We start from the raw sequence: 16,380 nt of genomic DNA, 5'->3' as shown, positions 1-16,380 counted from the left end.
GGCCAATTGGCATGGCCGTTATTAATAAGTTTGATTATAGAAGTTGACCGAGAGAGTTAACTTTTCTTGCACCTGGGTCAGTTCAACTTGGGTCACCGAGCCGTTTTCTGGGTAGTGGTTTAGCGGGGAAAGTTCGGGAGCATGCTTTAAAATGAGGGCTTTGAGGAAGGTCCCGTGGGTAACCACTAAGAGGCGGCCCCCCTGCGGATTTTGGTCCCACATGGTTTGAAGGGCTTGTTCTTGACGGGCATAGAACTCCTGACCATCCTCGGCTAAGTGACGGGGATCGTGCTTTTTAAAGTAGTCGCGGGCGTTAGAAAAGGATTCTGCTTGAATAATCTCGTTTTGATTTTGGTAGCCGTGTGACCGGGCCACTTCCGCCCAGGCCTTGTCGTTATCCGTTCCTTCAAAGGAACCAAAGAAAATTTCGCGGAGGGAAACGAGTTGGTGCGCGACTGGGACCGAATGATGGTTTTCGCTGGCAATTAGGCTGGCCGTATCCATACTACGTTTCATATCCGAAGTATAGATCGCAGTGTAGGCCGTGTCCGCTAGGTGCTGGCCCGTACTCCGGGCGGTTTCCCTTCCAAATTCGGTTAGGGGAGAATCACACCAGCCCTGGAGTTTGTGGAGGGTATTAAATAATGTTTGACCGTGGCGAACAAAATCAATGGTTAATGTTGTCATTGGAATAAATCCTTTCCGGTAATTTACTCTTATTATACGCTGACCCGTTTGAAATGGGACTGATATTAAAAAAGCTCAGACAGGATGATCTGCCTAGGCTTTTTAGTGGTATGGACTGAAATTATTCGACGTTAACGTGTTCGCCAAGGGCGTCCTGGTTACTCGTTCCGTCACGCCGACTGAGCATTAGGCAGAGAACGTCTAACGTGATGTGCACCGTTTGATCAAAGAGGGTGCTGAGCAGTTGGATTGACTGAACGCCGGCACCGGTTTTGGTAGCTCCCGGAACAATAACGAGCCGATCGGCTAACTTGGCCAGCTTGGAATCGGGGTCGCTCGTAAAGGCAACGATGGCAAGCCCCAACTTCTTTGCTTTTTCAGCGGTCTCAACAACGGATGAGGTATTCCCTGACCCTGAGATGGCGACCAAGGTGTCCCCCTCATGAATGGATGGGGTGATGGTTTCACCGAAAACGTAATCGGTGTAGCCGATATGCATCAACCGCATGGCAAAGCCTTTCGCTTGGAAACCGCTCCGACCGGCACCCACCACGAAGATTCGCCGGCTTTTGGTGATGAAATCCATGGCACCAACTAATTGGTCGGCGTTAATGTCGTCCATCACCGTGGTGATTTCGTTTAAAACGGTGGGAATAATTTGATTTGGATTAGTTGTATTGTTGTCGCTCATTATTGTTTAGCCTCCTGAAATTCAATTGCACTTTGAACGGGATCTGGGGTCTTAACCAGTTTAGATCCTACGATGACAATTTCTGCTAAACCCTGATCTGCAAGGGCCCGCGTACTCTCTAGGTCGACCCCACCAGCAATGGCAATGTGGGGCAGGTGAGGGTACTTTTCGTGAAACGCCGCTACCGTTCCCGCTGGATTAGTATCACGACCGGCATCCTGCGAGTGGTGGAGGCAGTAAATGGCTTCCGGAAAATCAGCAATTTCGGCGAGTTTTTCGTCATCGACTTCCATGAGGTCGATCATTGCTTGTTTATGGCAGTCCTTAGCTACTTTCAAACACTTCTCAATGGTGGCCTTAGAACTCGCCCCCATAACCGTTAAAATGTCGGCACCTGACCGGTAACCCTGGGTAAATTCATAGTCGCCTTCGTCAATGGTTTTAAGGTCGTATAGCATTTCTGCGTGGGTTAGTTGTTCCTGAATGTCTTGGAGAGCAAAGACACCGTAATCCTTTGGCAGGGATGTGCCAAGTTCAATGATGTCCACGTAGGGATCCAACTTTTTGGATAAGGCTTGGGCTTCGTCTAGGGTGACTCGATCGATCGCTGCTTGAATTTTCATGTCACTCATCCCTTCGTTAATTGTTGGTCTGGAAATTTTTAAGTTGTTGTGGGGTTGGGTAACCATCGTTGTCACCAGGTGCTTGAACCCCAAGGGCCCCGACTGCATTCCCGCGTTTAGCCGCTTCAGTAATACTTAGGCCCTCCATGAGTCCGGTAAGCACACCAACGGCAAACCCATCACCGGCACCAACGGTATCCACAACTTTATCAACGTGGTAGCCCGGGACCATTTCGGAGTGCCCGTCCGCAGTCTTCACGTAGGCGCCCTTTTCACCAACCTTGACGATGACCGTATCCGTCACTTTACCATTCTTGAGGTAGAAATTAGCAATTTCTTCTGGGTCACGGGAACCCATTAAGATTTCGGCTTCGTTAATTCCGGGTAAAATAATGTTGGCTTGAGCAGCTAAGGCGTTAATGGCGGTTACCATTTTTTCTTCTGATTCCCACAGCTGAGGCCGCAAGTTCGGGTCAAACGTGGTCCGAATGTTGGGGTACTGATGAATGAGATCGATCAGGTGCTGGAAGGCGTCGGCGGCTTGGTCAGAAATCGCCGGGAAGATTCCAGATAGGTGAACGTATTTAACCCCGTTAAAGTCAATGTTATCTAAGGTGTTTTGGTCAAAGTGAGCGGCCGCTGAACCCTTCCGGAAGTAGAAGATGCCTGGATCACCGTGGGTAACCCGCTGCTTTAACTGAAAGGCCGTCCAGTAGTCCGGGGTACTAGCGATGTAATCAGTACCAATTTTATTGTCGGCGAGCTGGTTACTGATGAATTTACCAAAGGGATCTTCGCCTAGCCGGGTAATGTATTCGGTAGAGTGACCTAACCGAGATACCCCGACGGCAACGTTAACTTCGGCACCCGCTAAGAACTTATGAAAGTTTTCGGCATCCGCTAAGTTCATATCCGGATCCTGTGACGCAAATAATGCGATTGGTTCACCAATGGTTAAAAATTCACTCATGAGTAATTCCTCCTAGAAAATAAATCAATGATTGACGGTTTAGTGGCCGAAGAACGACCAAGCGATCACTTCGTTAATAATGGCAACAACCCAGGCAACGGGAACGGCCGTGGTAATGAACTTTTTGCCGTCCAGCTTGGTGTAGCTTAACGCCCAAACGTTCCAAGATTGGGTAACGTCAGCCGACACGGCCAAGATACTTGGGATGTAAAGTAGTGGCAGCATGAACCACGGGCTGAAGAGGTGGGTAGCTGATAAGACTGAAGCTGTCGCAGCACCGGCCCCCCAAACGTGAAGTGGGCCCCGGAACAGGGCGAGTGGCGCCAAAATCCCAATGGCAACGGCTAAGACAAGGGTACTGTGCGGTAAAATTGCCTTAAAGATGGGTTCAAACCGAACCGTGTTCTTTTGGGCGGCGGCACTAAACATAACTAGGGCCATTAAAAAGAAGATTAAGCCCGCAATGTCGGAAACGGCCGTTTGAATGGTGTCGTTCATAAAGGCAATGGCTTTCTTCATATGGGTAAAGTAGCCGGTGAGCAGCATTGCGATCAACGTAGAAAGCAGCAATGCCGGAACGGCATCCCAGTGAAAGACCATGTTCAGCAACACGGGTAATACGGGAATGAAATAGGTTAAGTACTGCCAACCGTGTTGAATTTCAAGAATCTTAGTTTTGTGGCCTTCATCATCCAGTGGAACAACTTCCGTGGCTCCAGCGTGGATTTTGCGACTGTTAATTAACAAGAAAATAATGACAGCAACGATCTGGACGCCCATTGCGATCCAACCAAATTGAAGGTACCGACCGGTAAAAGTTACGGCTGGAAAAAAGGCCTTGATTTGGTTGAATAACACAACGTTAACGTACATCGAAGCTCCAATTGACAGCGTGAAGGCTGAGACAGCAATGTTTTTTGGGACCCCCAAGGAATGGAGGATGGGGAGTAAGATAACCCCGATTGCAATAACTGATCCAACCCCGTACGCACTGACGAAGATCAGTGCGGTAATCAAACAGACGAGAATCGATGCCAACACCGGCCGCTTTTTTCCAACCCGCTGTGCTTGCATGCTGATGCTCCCCGCAATTCCAGTATCGACGAGTACCCGCCCAAACCAGGAACCAAACGCAATGTAAATAATGGTTGGTCCATAGTTTAGTGCTGGCTTTGCAAACACGTCATTGACGGCTTCGTTGAACGGAACTAGGCCAATGACACACCATAGAACCGCCATAACGAAGAAGCCAACCATTAAGTTACCACCACGAATAACGTAGGCGATAAATAAGAAAAATGAAAGCAATAGCAAAATCCCGATAATTGTATTCGCCATAGAAGTGCTCCCCCTCAGATAAATAAAATAGTTGATAAAAACATTTGTAAACCGGTTTCCATCTACAGAGTATTGTATCCGCTTTCTTATACTTCGTCAATCTTTTATTTAAAAAAATTCCCCGATCGAAAGATCGGGGAACGGAAAAACCTTGTGGTCACAATGAATGACGATTCTTTAATTCTGCTGGAAGAACGACGTTTTGAATCGCCTGTTTACCATTTCGAATTTCTTGAAGGAGCAACTCGGCTGCGGTAACGCCGATTTGGGTTGGGTCCTGTTCAATACTTGTGATTCCAGGCCCAACCAACTCGGTCCAATTCCAATCGTCATACCCACAGACACCAACAGTATCAGGAATGAGCACGTGGTTACGGATGAGCATCTTTAAGACCAAGCTGAGCGTCCGGCCATTGAGTGCCACAATGGCAGTCTTTTGGGTGGTGTAAGCTAAGAGATCACTGTGGAGAACCTCGGGATTACTATCGTGGACCTCAACTAAGTCAAGGGATAACCCGAATTCGTTGGTTACCGCCTGAATTCCGTTAAACCGCTGTTCCCGGGTGGTGACCTCATGAATGGGTTCGCTAACGACCACGATGTGCTGATACTCAGCCTGCTTGATCAAAGTTGCTAGTTGCTTAGTGGAAAAATAGTTATCGGAACTGACTGTTGGCCACGTGAGCGGTTCCGTTTGCCGATCCACCAACACGAGGGGCACCTGACTCATCAAGAAGTCGTAGGACGCGCTATCTCGCTGGGTCGGCTGCATAATAATGCCGTCAACGGATTGATCAAGCAGGCGGTTCAAATTATCGTGCTCAATGGCTTCCGAATTATCCGAGGACATCATCATCAGCTGGTAGCCCTCTTGTCGTGCAAGGCGACTGATTCCGGTGATTAACTGGGTGGAATACATGTTAGACATATCGGCCACCACGATTCCAAGTAGGTGACTGTGCTTGGATTTGAGGGCCTGGGCCTGTCGATTTGGACGATAATTCAGGTCAGCAACGACCTGAGCGATTCGCTGACGGGTTGCCTCTGACATGTGACTATAATTCCCGTTTAGAAAGCGGGACAGGGTAGTTTTTGAGACGCCAGCAGCTTTTGCCACGTCAGAAATGGTTAATGACTTCATGCCGCTCGCTCCTTGAAGGTTAGTATTTATTCAGCTGTGAAATTCGCTCCAACAGGGCTGAATAGGAAAGGTGGGATAACGTTTCATCATTGTTATCCGCTGAGTTAAAACTTTTGTTCTCGAGGTTATTGAAGTCCTCGATGAGGTAGTAGGCGGACAGGTAGGCCGCTAATCGCTGCTTGGCTAGCTGCTCGATATCTCCGTGAGGGGCTTCCTTCTGTAGTGAATCAAGGAAATGAAACGCAAATTTTTCTGGATCAATGTGGGTCCGGTTGATTTGATTGTCAGTCATGATCGTCAACACTCCTTTAATTGTTATGGAAACCGATTTACATGGCACGGCCCCATTTTAAGGCTCAGGACCTTGCTTGGTCAAGCTGATACCACAAATTGGCTAAATTGGTGAGCATACAGTAGCCGGATTCATTTAGCTGGACTTATAATGGGAATAACGTAAAGGGGTGAAGTTTATGAAGCATGGGATCCAAAAGATCGGCGGCCGACTAGTTCATTTTGACCGGTGGCTTCAAACTCGGACTTTATTTCGGGCATTGCGTGCTGCTCTGGGGATTGCGTACCCGATTATTCTAATTGTCTCATATTTTGACCTAATTTATGCAACCTGTTTAACCCAAAATGGATTTTTAAATCAGATTTACCGGATCTCTGAATGGTTGCCCCTGTGGACAACGTGGCAAAACCTGTTTAACCTAGTTCAAATTACGGTTAACGGCCTCATTGCCGTGGTGATTGCCTTTACAACAGCTAACTTTATGGCACGTGAACACCGGCGCGATGACTTATTGGCCGGGATTTTAAGTGCCTTCGCCTTCTTAATTTTGAACTTTAATTTTGCGGGGGTCAAAAGTGACGCTCAAGGATCGGTCCGATCATCGCCAGTAAGCTACTTTGTCTACAGCAACCTCGGGGCGCAGGGGATCTTTTTAGCGATTGCCTGTGGCTTTACCGTTGGCTACATTGTCAGTCGATTTTCACGGGGGTCCCACACGCACATGGAAACGGAAACGGCCTCCCATCTCTTGCGACGGACGCATAATATTATTCGCCCGTTTGTCATCGTCATTATTCTCGCAACGGGAATTAGTTATGGGATTAGCCTGGTTTCACCCCAGGGATTAACGGCGGTTATCTATAACTGGGTGGCCCAACTCTTTTCTAACCCGGGCCATCAATTACTTAATATCTTGGGAACCTCAGCCTTAAATAACTTACTGTGGACGGTTGGAATTATTGGTCCGATTGCGATTAGCGGAAATAGTTCGATTGAATCCATTCAGAACTTGGAAGCAGCGTTACGCAAGGGATCCACCTGGAATTTACCCAATCCGATTTCCTTTCATACGCTATCGGATGCTTACGCCAACTTTGGCGGGGCCGGAATGACGTTAGGGCTGATCATTGCGATTCTGCTGGTCTCAACTAACCATAACTTTCGGTCGATTGGCAAACAGAGTCTGCTACCCGGAATTTTTAACTTGAACGAGCCCATTTTATTTGGGCTGCCTATTTTGTTTAACCCCATTTTGTTAATTCCGTTTATCCTGAGCCCGCTAGCCGGAATTTGTTTAGCCTGGGTTGGGATCAAACTGCAGCTGATGCCGCCGGTGGCTTACCCACTCCCCAAAACGACCCCTGGAATCCTCATTGGATTTATGGGAACGGATGGGAATTGGGTCGCCTTCCTGTTTAGTCTGCTGGACTTAATTATTTCCGTGCTAATTTACATTCCGTTTGTTAAACTGTGCAATCGAGCTGAAACGGACATTGATATTTACGAAGGGGTTCAAAATATGGTTGAACGGCAGAGAAAGGAGTAGGCCATTGAAGCGAATAAAACCGTGGTTGAGAAGTCTCATGATTGTGATTGCAACCCTCGTGGTGGTCATTCCGAGTGTCTTTTGGATGCGCAGCAACGTGGCTTCGCTTAAGGAAACACATAAGTCAGCGTTAGATCCCATTATTATGGTCCCTGGTTCAAGTGCTTCTCAGAACCGGTTTGATTCATTGATTACCGCTTTGAAGTCAACCCAGAGGACCACACCGAGCGTCCTAAAAGTTTACGTTCACTCCGATGGTCAACTTTCCTATACGGGGAGTATCCGGCAGGGGGATAATCATCCTTACATCGTGATTGCCTTTCAAAATAATAAGGACGGATATAGTAACGTCAATTTGCAGGCCAAGTGGCTGAGTACCGCCTTTGCCGCTCTGGTTGAAAGTTATCATTTCAATCATTTTGCGGCAATGGGCCACTCAAACGGCGGGTTGATCTGGACCTTATTTTTGGAACGCTACTTCCGGGATAATAAGGACGTTAATATTGACCGGTTAATGACCTTAGCAACTCCCTACAACATGGAGTCCACGAGTACCACGTATGAATCGCCGATGCTGAAGGAACTCATTAAATACAGGTCCGGCCTCCCTAAGTCACTGACCGTTTACTCGGTGGCGGGGACGGAAAACTACAGTGACGACGGAATTGTCCCCTATAATTCGGTGAACCAGGGCAAGTATATTTTTCAAAACCAGGTCAAACACTTTACTCAGATTACCGTTACTGGGGTTAATACCCAGCATTCGGATTTACCGCAAAATAAGCAAATCGTTAGTCTGCTGCGTCAGTACCTGCTCCAAGACGGAACTAAGGCAGATGCGGGTAAAGAACAGTCAAGTGACTCAACATCGAAGTAGACCACTAATAAAAACCGGCTTGAAATTTGACAAGGACCCTTGTCAAGTTTCAAGCCGGTTTTTTCAGAGTCGAACGAGGTTCAACTGAGATTAGGTTAGTGTTCTGCACGTTCCTTAGCACTTTCAGCGTTCATAGCTGCCGCGTCCTCACGGGACAGGAAGGCAATTCCATTTACGCCGAGGAGGGCTACGATTACGCAGACAATGGCAATTTCACCGGGGTTATAGGTCATTTGTTCCAATGCCCCGCCGATATAACCAATGACTTCACCGAATAAAGCTGCCCAAAAGGCAACCGTTAAATTTGCAGCAAGAGTTCTCATGCGTATCACCTCTCATTCCTAAATAGTTTAGCACGATTTAATTCCAAACGGTAGTGAAGATTGTTTAATATTTAGTCCCTTCGGTGCCAGACGGTAGTCATAATTTCACTCCCTAAAAACAGGATGAGGCTAACCGCTGAAACTAGTAGGCCCCAGTTAAGCCCCGGTGTTTGGTAACGGAGGACCACCTTATTTTTCCCCGTTGAAAGGGGCAGGGCCATCATACCGTTATAGAACTTTGCCTGTTGCTTGGTTGCTGGTTGAAATTTAGAGGTCAGGGCCGAAGAAATGTGAACGGGCTTACCGTTCACGGTTGCATGCCAACCGGCTAAATCGGGAATGCTAAGGTATAACCACTTGGCTTGTCGGGTGCCAGTCACGGTTCCGGTTAAGCCATTTTGCTGCCGGCTTGTTATAGTGAACGACCGTTGGCGTAACGCCCTTGCAGCCGTTTGAACTTGTTTCTCGTTTAGTGTGGCTAGGGCCAAGTCATGCTTAGCAGCTGACCGAATCGTGTATGAAATAGTCGTTGCCTGGTTCGGCTTTAGATGACCGAGATTTAAAAGGTACCCGCCATTGGCGCTGGCTACGGTGGAAGATCTTGGCGAGTCCGCATCTCGGTCAATGCTGGAATAGGCAACGTTCTTTGAACTTGCGTATCCGTACAGGGTGCCGCCAGTTGGTGATTTAACCGTTAGCGTGACTTGACCGCTGGTTTCTTTGCGATCTAGGACCGTCACCTTCCGGACAGCGTTTGGCTGGTCAAGGGCCGTCATGATTCGTCGGTAATTGGCGAAGATATTATCACTGAATAGTTTAGTCGTCACGAACCCCTTGGGAACGCTGTAACCCATGCCGGCATAAGTGGTAACGGGTTGGATGTCAGCTGGACTTGTGCCTTCGCCTGATAGCCGGTATTTGGTCCCGGTTAACAGGTCGGATAGACTAGTGGCCCCTTCGGAACTCACCCGACGTTCATTCAGATTAAAGAATCCCAAGTCCTTTAAGATGGCTTGATTTTGAGCTTCCAGGGTTGAGCTATAGGCACCGATTCCCGCATAGCCAAACGTAATCGGGTCATTATACGCCGAATAACGTTCTGTGAAGGCGGATTGGAGATTGGTGGGTAAAAAGTCGATTCGGTAGAGATCGGGCGACTTAGGTTTCACTTGGTCAACCGCTTGGCGCTCTGCTTGATAAGCTTTAGCGTAGGTGGATTGGTTGGTCCAAGAGATTCCGTTCATGGCAATGGAGAAGTTAACCCCTAACTCGCTAAACAGAATGAGCGCCATTAGGCTAGCACGGATTGCCGTGTGTTCGCTAATGAATAGCAGCATGACGTTTAAAACAAGCAGGCCAATGGCAATCCAGGTATATCGAGCGCTCGGTTGGGATAAGACGTAGTACGAAGAGAATCGATCGTGAATAAAATGGTTCATGAGACGGGGGTAAATCCGGGCGGAAACCATGCCGATGAGGAGCAGGCCGCCCCCCCACGCTAGGGCTAGAATTTTCTGGGGATCGTTAAGGGTATCCGCCGGGTGAGTCTGCCACGCTTGGTAGGCAATGATAATGCAGACGAACGTAAAGAAAAAGGCATTCCGAAACGGAAATCCTTCGGGCATTTGGAACATGTGCCAAATGGTATTGAGGACGGTAATCCATAGGCTGACAAATAAAATCCCTAGTAACCAGAGCGCCCGATTTTTAGCGGGTGCTGCAATTCGGGGGGAAACAAAGAAGACAATGACCAACAAAAACATGAGGGAGCCCATGTAGAGCGCTGGACCGTGGTAGAGGTGGGTTGTAAACTGTCCGCCACCAATACCAAACTGGGTAAAGATCTCCGGGCCAAAGTTGAGCGTGATGTTGTACGCGTCAAGGTTAAAGGTAGTTTTACCGGTCGCTAGCATTCCTAAACCGGTGGGAATCAAAAGAACGGCACTCAAGCCGACTGCTAATAGTCCGCCCCAGACAAACTGGCGAATGAGCGGCCAACCTTCTCGCCACACCTGCTTAAGGGGGCGGGGCTGGTCAGAATTGCTGATAAGCAGGTAGCCAAAGTAGATGATAGAAAATAGGCCGGTCATATAGCCTAAGTAATAGTTCGAAAAAATGGTAATCGTCAGGGCGATGGTAAAGAGCCCGAAACGCCGTTTTTCAATAATTCGGTAAAGCCCCAGCGTTACAATCGGCAGCCAAATGAGTGCATCCAGCCACATAACATTATAAAAATCTAGGGCCACAAAACCGCAGAGGGCAAACGCCGTGGAGAACAGGGGGATGGAAGATCGCCCCTTAGGAAACAGGTGGGTTAACAGAATGGCCATGGTTAAGCCAATGGTTGAAATTTTTAGAATAATAATCCAGACGATGGCAATGGGAACTTTGACGGCGGGAAAGAAGACCACCAGTAAGTTAAAGGGACTCATTAAGTAATAGGCCGCTAAGGGCAGTGTGCTGCCACCAACGGAAAGCGAAAACGAAAATAAATTGAACGAATGCGTTAAAAGATGGTGACGATAAGCTTGAAACAGCGGCACATATTGGCTTTGCAGGTCGCTGAATTGCAGACTGCGCGGGCCGAATGGTGCAACATGCATGTTAGCGAATACTAGTACCATAATTATAAACGGAATCCAAAATGCGGCTAACCAAGTTAAACCGTGCCGAGATAGCGAACGGGTCATTAAATTTTATCCTCCCAGGAACATGCTGAACATGTTATATTGAAAAACCTCTACGGTTATTTTACACCAGACCGGGGTTGGAATTGATGCAAACGATTGGGGTTTTCGCTAGAATGATAAAAACGGAAAATAAACTTTTTAATTTTAATGGCGGATAATTGAGTTGTTACAACGATTTTTAGGAAAGCGGCAAAGGGAGCACTTATAAAAACAATTGACTTTTAATTTGGGTTAAGGCTATCATTAAATCGCTTACAATAGTGAAACTGCCACTGGAACTTAAACATGGAGGAATGCGACATGAAAAAAGATCAAATTGTTTTGAATACCTTAGTTTACGCAGAACAACATCGTGCTGGGGTGTCACAAGCTGACATGCTGAGTGACGTCAACGATGCAGAAATTAAGACGGCTGAAGTCCGGCGCGAATTCTTTAGCGACTTTGAATCTGACTTAGATCAAACGGCTAAGGCAGCGCAACAATTTGGCATAACGTTATACTACAGTGTTCCGGAGTCGCTCTTCTTGAATGGGGGCCAAGTTAACCCCGATTTAATGACCTACTTTGACGAAGGAAAACGGTTGGGAATTAAAAAGATTAAGTTTAATACGGGTGATTTTGCTCACTACCAGGGCAACTTAGCCACGGATTTTGCTCCATTCCTTGAGACGGGAATTGAAATTAACGTGGAAAATGATCAAACCCAGTTAAGTGGCACGTTTGAACACCTCGTACCCTTCTTAACCGCAGCAAAGGAAGCCAACGTGGATATTAAGAACGTTTACGACCTGGGTAACTGGCGGTTCGTTAGTGAAGACGAATTAGAAGCGGCTAAACAGGTGGCACCTTTCGTTCGCTACATTCATGTGAAAGATGATTATGAGAATGATAGCGGAATGGCCGTTGTCCCACTGGGCGATGGGATCATCGACTGGAAGGCAGCCTTGAATTTACTTCCAACGGATGTTCCAGTTGCGCTCGAATACCCCGCTACAGATGAACAGATTGATGCTGGCATTAAGGATTTAGAAGAATTTACACCGGAAGTTTAAGATGATTCCCTGATATTTACCATTAAAAAAGAGCGTCCGCAGAGTATAACTGCTGCGGGCGCTCTTTTTGATGCTTACTGGCTGAATAATGGTGACCAAAATTAAAGTATAAGATTAGCTATAAAAAAGTTTCATTTGAATATCTTGATCATAGTTCCCGAATCCCCGACCAAAGATCGTACATCCACCCTTGTGGTTGGCATTTTCCTTAATGGCAAATCGAACCGAGACCGTAGGGGAGGTAGCATTTAAATCGGAGAGACAAATTTCGGAGAAGGGTTGTCCATCTAAATAGGAACCATGATTAGTTATCCGAAAGGTCTTAAGGACACCATATTGATTAACGTTATCTGGGACCCATTTGGGGGTGAATTTCCCCCGAATATCTGAAAAATCTCCCGTACTAGTCCAGGTTCCAATTTCTACATTATTAATGGAAGTGGTAATGTCACTGGGCCACACATTATTGGAAAATGGGAATTCGGACCCTAACTCAACCGAAAGATCTAGCATTTCTAATTGATCATCTGGTTTTAAATAGTTAGGAAAGTGATATTCAACAAAACCATCCGTCCACCAAATCATGTGAGCGTTCATACGGTTAGGATCCATAAAATAGGCGGGCGTATCAACTTTACCAATATAGTTGGTGGCCCCAGCCAGACCACATGAGGGGGTCACTGAATAATTAGTGTAGTGACCAACAGGAACCTCAGTGACATAGGTTTGAAACTGGGGATAAATTAAATTAGGAAAATGAACGTTAATTTGATCAACCTTTAGGACGGAAATTTTTTTATGGCCGTGGCGTTTGAACTGAATCAAACCAGCATCTGCTAGTTTATTTAAGTGCATTAATGTGATTGAGTTACTGAGATTTAAATGCTGGGCAATTTCTGAAGCGCTTAATTGGTGTTCTGAAATTAATTGAATGATCTGCAACCGAGTAGAGCTTGCTAGGGCTTTATAGACCTCAAGCGACTCCTTAGAGATATCGACTTCCAAGATTCTTCTCCTTTAAGTTTAATAAAAATATGAATTAACCGTTACAAAGACCGATATATTTCACTTTAACTATAGCTTAAATAGAAAACGTTTTCAATATTTTTAAGAAGATTCATAAAAAGGTATTGATATCGCTTACAAAAGTCGGTATGCTTATTTTGTTAAAATTTATACGTATAAAAATAAAAAGTAAGAAAAGGTGCAATATATGTCAATTTCTAGTTCCCAGTACATTAATCCATTAATCGTTCAACGGGCTGATCCCTACATCTATAAGCATACTGATGGCTACTATTACTTTACGGCATCGGTACCAGCTTATAATTTAATTGAAATTCGACGGGCTAAAACCCTTGCAGGATTAGCACATGCTGCTCCACAGACTATTTGGCGAAAACATGAAAGCGGTGACATGAGTCAGCTGATTTGGGCGCCGGAACTGCATTACATAGACGGGAAATGGTTTGTTTACTTTGCCGCCTCTAAAACAACGGAGTTTGACAGAAACGGGATGTTTCAGCACCGTATGTTTTGTATTGAGTGCGATGTGGCTGATCCAATGGCCAGCGAAGAAAATTGGGTCGAACATGGTCAAATTAAAACACCGATGGATAGTTTTTCACTGGATGCTACTTGTTTTGAAGCCCAAGGAATACTGTATTACGTTTGGGCTCAAAAGGATCCAGATATTAAGGGAAACTCAAATTTATACATTGCTGAAATGGAAAATCCATGGACGTTAAAAACCGATCCCGTTATGTTGTCAAAACCAGAATATGATTGGGAAACGCATATTTTTGCTGTTAACGAAGGGCCGGCTGTTATTCATCGGAATGGGCGTTACTTCTTAACGTATTCAGCAAGTGCGACTGATGAAAATTATTGTATTGGAATGCTGAGTGCCTCAGATAATTCAGATCTGTTGGATCCCGCTAACTGGACGAAGTATGATAAGCCCGTATTTCAAAGCGATCTAGCTACCCATCAATATGGGCCAGGACATAATTCGTTTACCGTTGCCGAGGATAATCAAACGGACATCTTAGTCTACCATTGCCGAAATTATACCGATATTAAGGGGGATCCGCTATATGATCCTAACCGGCATACGAAGATTCAACCGTTTACCTGGAATGCCGATGGCACACCTAACTTTGGTAAACCTGTTCCTTATAACTATCAATAATCAAGGAGTGAAAATCTATGGATACGAATGATCCAAGTACTAATCCTAAAGCTGCTACCATCGAGACCGATCCTAAAAAAATGCATCAAATCGATGAAGAAACTAATAAGAACAGAAAGGAAAGTAAACATTTTTGGGGCTTTCCGTTTACCGATTTTAGCTACTTCTTCATTTGGGCGGTCGTTAACGGATATCTAACCCTGTGGATGGAACAAGTCGGACATTTAAACGGTGCTGAATCTGGTGCGGTATTTTCAATGATGGCCGGAATATCTTTATTCTATCAACCGGTATTTGGGGTGATTTCAGACAAATTATTGTTTAAAAAGAATCTTATTTTACTGATTGCTGCAGCGGGAATTCTAATTGGGCCATACTTTCAATGGGTATTTTTACCCTTGATGAGGATTAATTCTTTTTTAGTTGCAATTGTTACTGGAGCATTTTTAAGCTTTGTTCTTAACGGAGGTGTATCTGTTATTGAACAATATGTTCAACGGGCTAGCTTAGCCAACAAATTTGAATATGCCCACGCACGTGTTGGGGGTTCTGTAGCAGGGGTTGTTGCAGCCCTAGTTGCTGGTCGGCTATTTATTTGGCAGCCAAACTCTATTTTTTGGGCCTGTACTGTTGCTGCGGTTATTCTGGTATTGCTGTTAGTCTTTAGTGATAAAATTGACACGGATAACGCATCAGCTGCAGGAGATACAAATGATTCACTTGATTGGCATACTGTAATATCAGTCTTTAAAATAAAAAATTTATGGGTGCTAGCTATATTTTATATGGGTGCATCAGCGCTATTCGATGTTTTTGACCAACAATTCATCATTTTTTTCAGAACTTTTTTCCATACAACGGCTCAAAGTACGCTTGTTTATAGTTATATGTCATCTGGACAAACTGCAATTGAATTCTTACTTATGTTTCCGATGCCCTGGATTATTAACCGAATTGGTTCTAAGAATGGGTTAATAGCCTACGGTATTGTCACTGCTATCCGAATTTTGGGATCTGCATTAGCACCAAACTGGATTTGGGTTGTGGGATTTCGTTTATTAGCTGGGCTTGAAATGCCCTTACTATTAACTTCCATTATGAAGTATATTGCGGGAGCGTTTGATATCCGACTATACGCCACAATTTATGCGTTAGCCTCTAATTTTGCTAAACAGATTTCCGTATTCGTCTTTTCATCTGTAGCTGGTCACTTATATGATACGATTGGCTATCAACATACGTATATTTACATGGGAATTTTCGTCCTCTTCATTACAATATTTGCGGCATTCTTTTTGAAAAAAGAAAACCCTGTACAAGCTGGTGAACGGGATACCGAGGGGCGACCACTATCTTAACTGATAATTAGCTGAACCGTTTCCAACAAAAAATGGCTTAGATCCTCTCGTGGGATCCAAGCCAATTTTATTAGCACTTTTTTACCAACTTGCTTTATGAACACCAGGGATTTGACCTTGGTGGGCAAGCTGCCGGAACTTAATCCGGGATAGTCCAAATTGACGCATATAAGCGTGTGGACGACCGTCAATTTTATCACGGTTGTGCGCGCGGACTGGGGATGCATTCCGGGGGAGCTTTGCTAAACCAGCGTAATCCTTATTAGCAATCAACTCGGCACGTTTGCCAGCATATCGCTGAATGGTTTCCTCAATTTTGCGTTCCTTGGCAATCTTTGATTTCTTGGCCATTAATGAGCCTCCTTTAAATTAGAGTGAAAAACGAAATTTATTATCTTTTGGGTTAACGAGTTTTAGTTTGTTGGGCCTGCCGTTTGAGGTCGTCTAAGACCTTTTTGGCCCGGTCCCGGGTTTTAGGGTTACTGCTCTTTAACCGCCGGTATGCACTTGCTTTATCCATTTTTTCCATTCGACAAGCCTCCTAAGTTATTGAAAATAGTAATTATTACAATTTAACATCATACTCGCTTAACTATGATT

General features: G+C 45.5%; 17 protein-coding genes. 5 read left to right on the top strand and 12 right to left on the bottom strand.

Features of this window, described 5'->3' with window-relative positions:
* Nucleotides 1-21 precede the first annotated feature (21 nt).
* The 7 genes from DCM90_RS04410 to DCM90_RS04380 form a co-directional block, all read right to left on the bottom strand.
* Nucleotides 22-687, bottom strand: a complete 666-nt coding sequence (locus DCM90_RS04410; RefSeq protein WP_109250129.1) for a histidine phosphatase family protein — start codon at nucleotides 685-687, stop codon at nucleotides 22-24.
* 121 nt (nucleotides 688-808) lie between these two features.
* Nucleotides 809-1,378 carry a 6-phospho-3-hexuloisomerase gene (gene hxlB, locus DCM90_RS04405; RefSeq protein ID WP_109250128.1) on the bottom strand — a complete coding sequence of 190 codons (570 nt, stop codon included), beginning with the start codon at nucleotides 1,376-1,378 and terminating at the stop codon, nucleotides 809-811.
* On the bottom strand, nucleotides 1,378-2,001 hold the full coding sequence (locus tag DCM90_RS04400; protein ID WP_109250127.1) for an orotidine 5'-phosphate decarboxylase / HUMPS family protein: 624 nt from the start codon (nucleotides 1,999-2,001) through the stop codon (nucleotides 1,378-1,380). The genes hxlB and DCM90_RS04400 overlap by 1 nt, the downstream gene beginning before the upstream one ends.
* Before the next feature lie 16 nt (nucleotides 2,002-2,017).
* The gene (locus tag DCM90_RS04395; protein ID WP_109250126.1) at nucleotides 2,018-2,971 is read right to left on the bottom strand and encodes a sugar kinase; all 954 of its coding nucleotides are present in this window, start codon (nucleotides 2,969-2,971) and stop codon (nucleotides 2,018-2,020) included.
* A 39-nt stretch (nucleotides 2,972-3,010) separates the two neighbouring features.
* Nucleotides 3,011-4,309: a gluconate:proton symporter gene (locus DCM90_RS04390; protein ID WP_109250125.1), complete on the bottom strand. Its 1,299-nt coding sequence runs from the start codon at nucleotides 4,307-4,309 to the stop codon at nucleotides 3,011-3,013.
* Between the two features lie 157 nt (nucleotides 4,310-4,466).
* Nucleotides 4,467-5,450, bottom strand: a complete 984-nt coding sequence (locus DCM90_RS04385; protein ID WP_109250124.1) for a LacI family DNA-binding transcriptional regulator — start codon at nucleotides 5,448-5,450, stop codon at nucleotides 4,467-4,469.
* 19 nt (nucleotides 5,451-5,469) lie between these two features.
* Complete coding sequence (locus DCM90_RS04380; protein ID WP_109250123.1) at nucleotides 5,470-5,742, bottom strand: hypothetical protein; 273 nt, start codon at nucleotides 5,740-5,742, stop codon at nucleotides 5,470-5,472.
* Between the two features lie 178 nt (nucleotides 5,743-5,920).
* Between DCM90_RS04380 and DCM90_RS04375 the strand changes: the two genes are divergently transcribed.
* Together DCM90_RS04375 and DCM90_RS04370 are read left to right on the top strand one after the other, a co-directional pair.
* Nucleotides 5,921-7,288 (top strand): PTS transporter subunit EIIC, encoded by a 1,368-nt coding sequence (locus tag DCM90_RS04375; protein WP_109250122.1) that lies wholly within the window; start codon nucleotides 5,921-5,923, stop codon nucleotides 7,286-7,288.
* 37 nt (nucleotides 7,289-7,325) lie between these two features.
* Nucleotides 7,326-8,165: an alpha/beta hydrolase gene (locus DCM90_RS04370; RefSeq protein WP_109250121.1), complete on the top strand. Its 840-nt coding sequence runs from the start codon at nucleotides 7,326-7,328 to the stop codon at nucleotides 8,163-8,165.
* A 95-nt stretch (nucleotides 8,166-8,260) separates the two neighbouring features.
* Here DCM90_RS04370 and DCM90_RS04365 read toward each other — a convergent pair whose 3' ends face one another.
* Both DCM90_RS04365 and DCM90_RS04360 read right to left on the bottom strand, forming a co-directional pair.
* A complete protein-coding gene (locus DCM90_RS04365; protein WP_109250120.1) occupies nucleotides 8,261-8,488 on the bottom strand; it encodes a YjzD family protein in 228 nt (75 codons plus the stop codon).
* Between the two features lie 71 nt (nucleotides 8,489-8,559).
* Nucleotides 8,560-11,178, bottom strand: coding sequence for a YfhO family protein (locus DCM90_RS04360; protein ID WP_109250119.1), 2,619 nt, complete (start codon nucleotides 11,176-11,178; stop codon nucleotides 8,560-8,562).
* 300 nt (nucleotides 11,179-11,478) lie between these two features.
* Between DCM90_RS04360 and DCM90_RS04355 the strand changes: the two genes are divergently transcribed.
* Entirely contained in the window at nucleotides 11,479-12,231 is a 753-nt protein-coding gene (locus DCM90_RS04355) for a sugar phosphate isomerase/epimerase family protein (protein WP_109250118.1), read from the top strand.
* A 114-nt stretch (nucleotides 12,232-12,345) separates the two neighbouring features.
* Here DCM90_RS04355 and DCM90_RS04350 read toward each other — a convergent pair whose 3' ends face one another.
* Nucleotides 12,346-13,236 (bottom strand): ArsR/SmtB family transcription factor, encoded by an 891-nt coding sequence (locus tag DCM90_RS04350; protein WP_109250117.1) that lies wholly within the window; start codon nucleotides 13,234-13,236, stop codon nucleotides 12,346-12,348.
* 208 nt (nucleotides 13,237-13,444) lie between these two features.
* Between DCM90_RS04350 and DCM90_RS04345 the strand changes: the two genes are divergently transcribed.
* Nucleotides 13,445-14,422 (top strand): glycoside hydrolase family 43 protein, encoded by a 978-nt coding sequence (locus tag DCM90_RS04345; protein WP_109250116.1) that lies wholly within the window; start codon nucleotides 13,445-13,447, stop codon nucleotides 14,420-14,422.
* 80 nt (nucleotides 14,423-14,502) lie between these two features.
* The gene (locus DCM90_RS04340; RefSeq protein ID WP_109250533.1) at nucleotides 14,503-15,780 is read left to right on the top strand and encodes an oligosaccharide MFS transporter; all 1,278 of its coding nucleotides are present in this window, start codon (nucleotides 14,503-14,505) and stop codon (nucleotides 15,778-15,780) included.
* Between the two features lie 81 nt (nucleotides 15,781-15,861).
* Here the strand turns inward: DCM90_RS04340 and rpsN are convergent, their stop codons facing one another.
* Together rpsN and DCM90_RS09975 are read right to left on the bottom strand one after the other, a co-directional pair.
* Nucleotides 15,862-16,131: a 30S ribosomal protein S14 gene (rpsN, locus tag DCM90_RS04335; RefSeq protein WP_109250115.1), complete on the bottom strand. Its 270-nt coding sequence runs from the start codon at nucleotides 16,129-16,131 to the stop codon at nucleotides 15,862-15,864.
* A gap of 52 nt (nucleotides 16,132-16,183) precedes the next feature.
* Nucleotides 16,184-16,309, bottom strand: coding sequence for a putative metal homeostasis protein (locus DCM90_RS09975; protein ID WP_165815205.1), 126 nt, complete (start codon nucleotides 16,307-16,309; stop codon nucleotides 16,184-16,186).
* Between the last annotated feature and the right edge of the window lie 71 nt (nucleotides 16,310-16,380).

This window comes from Levilactobacillus bambusae (genome assembly GCF_003124125.1).
Taxonomy (GTDB): domain Bacteria; phylum Bacillota; class Bacilli; order Lactobacillales; family Lactobacillaceae; genus Levilactobacillus; species Levilactobacillus bambusae.
Note: the sequence above shows the minus strand (reverse complement) of the source record. Positions and strands in the feature narration are given on the sequence as shown.

Coding starts and splice junctions, on each gene's coding strand:
- DCM90_RS04380 (WP_109250123.1), bottom strand. CDS start 5,742: ATGACTGACAATCAAATCAACCGGACCCACATTGATCCAGAAAAATTT.
- DCM90_RS04390 (WP_109250125.1), bottom strand. CDS start 4,309: ATGGCGAATACAATTATCGGGATTTTGCTATTGCTTTCATTTTTCTTA.
- DCM90_RS04385 (WP_109250124.1), bottom strand. CDS start 5,450: ATGAAGTCATTAACCATTTCTGACGTGGCAAAAGCTGCTGGCGTCTCA.
- DCM90_RS04365 (WP_109250120.1), bottom strand. CDS start 8,488: ATGAGAACTCTTGCTGCAAATTTAACGGTTGCCTTTTGGGCAGCTTTA.
- DCM90_RS04395 (WP_109250126.1), bottom strand. CDS start 2,971: ATGAGTGAATTTTTAACCATTGGTGAACCAATCGCATTATTTGCGTCA.
- DCM90_RS04360 (WP_109250119.1), bottom strand. CDS start 11,178: ATGACCCGTTCGCTATCTCGGCACGGTTTAACTTGGTTAGCCGCATTT.
- DCM90_RS04400 (WP_109250127.1), bottom strand. CDS start 2,001: ATGAAAATTCAAGCAGCGATCGATCGAGTCACCCTAGACGAAGCCCAA.
- hxlB (WP_109250128.1), bottom strand. CDS start 1,378: ATGAGCGACAACAATACAACTAATCCAAATCAAATTATTCCCACCGTT.
- DCM90_RS04410 (WP_109250129.1), bottom strand. CDS start 687: ATGACAACATTAACCATTGATTTTGTTCGCCACGGTCAAACATTATTT.
- DCM90_RS04340 (WP_109250533.1), top strand. CDS start 14,503: ATGCATCAAATCGATGAAGAAACTAATAAGAACAGAAAGGAAAGTAAA.
- rpsN (WP_109250115.1), bottom strand. CDS start 16,131: ATGGCCAAGAAATCAAAGATTGCCAAGGAACGCAAAATTGAGGAAACC.
- DCM90_RS09975 (WP_165815205.1), bottom strand. CDS start 16,309: ATGGAAAAAATGGATAAAGCAAGTGCATACCGGCGGTTAAAGAGCAGT.
- DCM90_RS04370 (WP_109250121.1), top strand. CDS start 7,326: ATGATTGTGATTGCAACCCTCGTGGTGGTCATTCCGAGTGTCTTTTGG.
- DCM90_RS04375 (WP_109250122.1), top strand. CDS start 5,921: ATGAAGCATGGGATCCAAAAGATCGGCGGCCGACTAGTTCATTTTGAC.
- DCM90_RS04355 (WP_109250118.1), top strand. CDS start 11,479: ATGAAAAAAGATCAAATTGTTTTGAATACCTTAGTTTACGCAGAACAA.
- DCM90_RS04345 (WP_109250116.1), top strand. CDS start 13,445: ATGTCAATTTCTAGTTCCCAGTACATTAATCCATTAATCGTTCAACGG.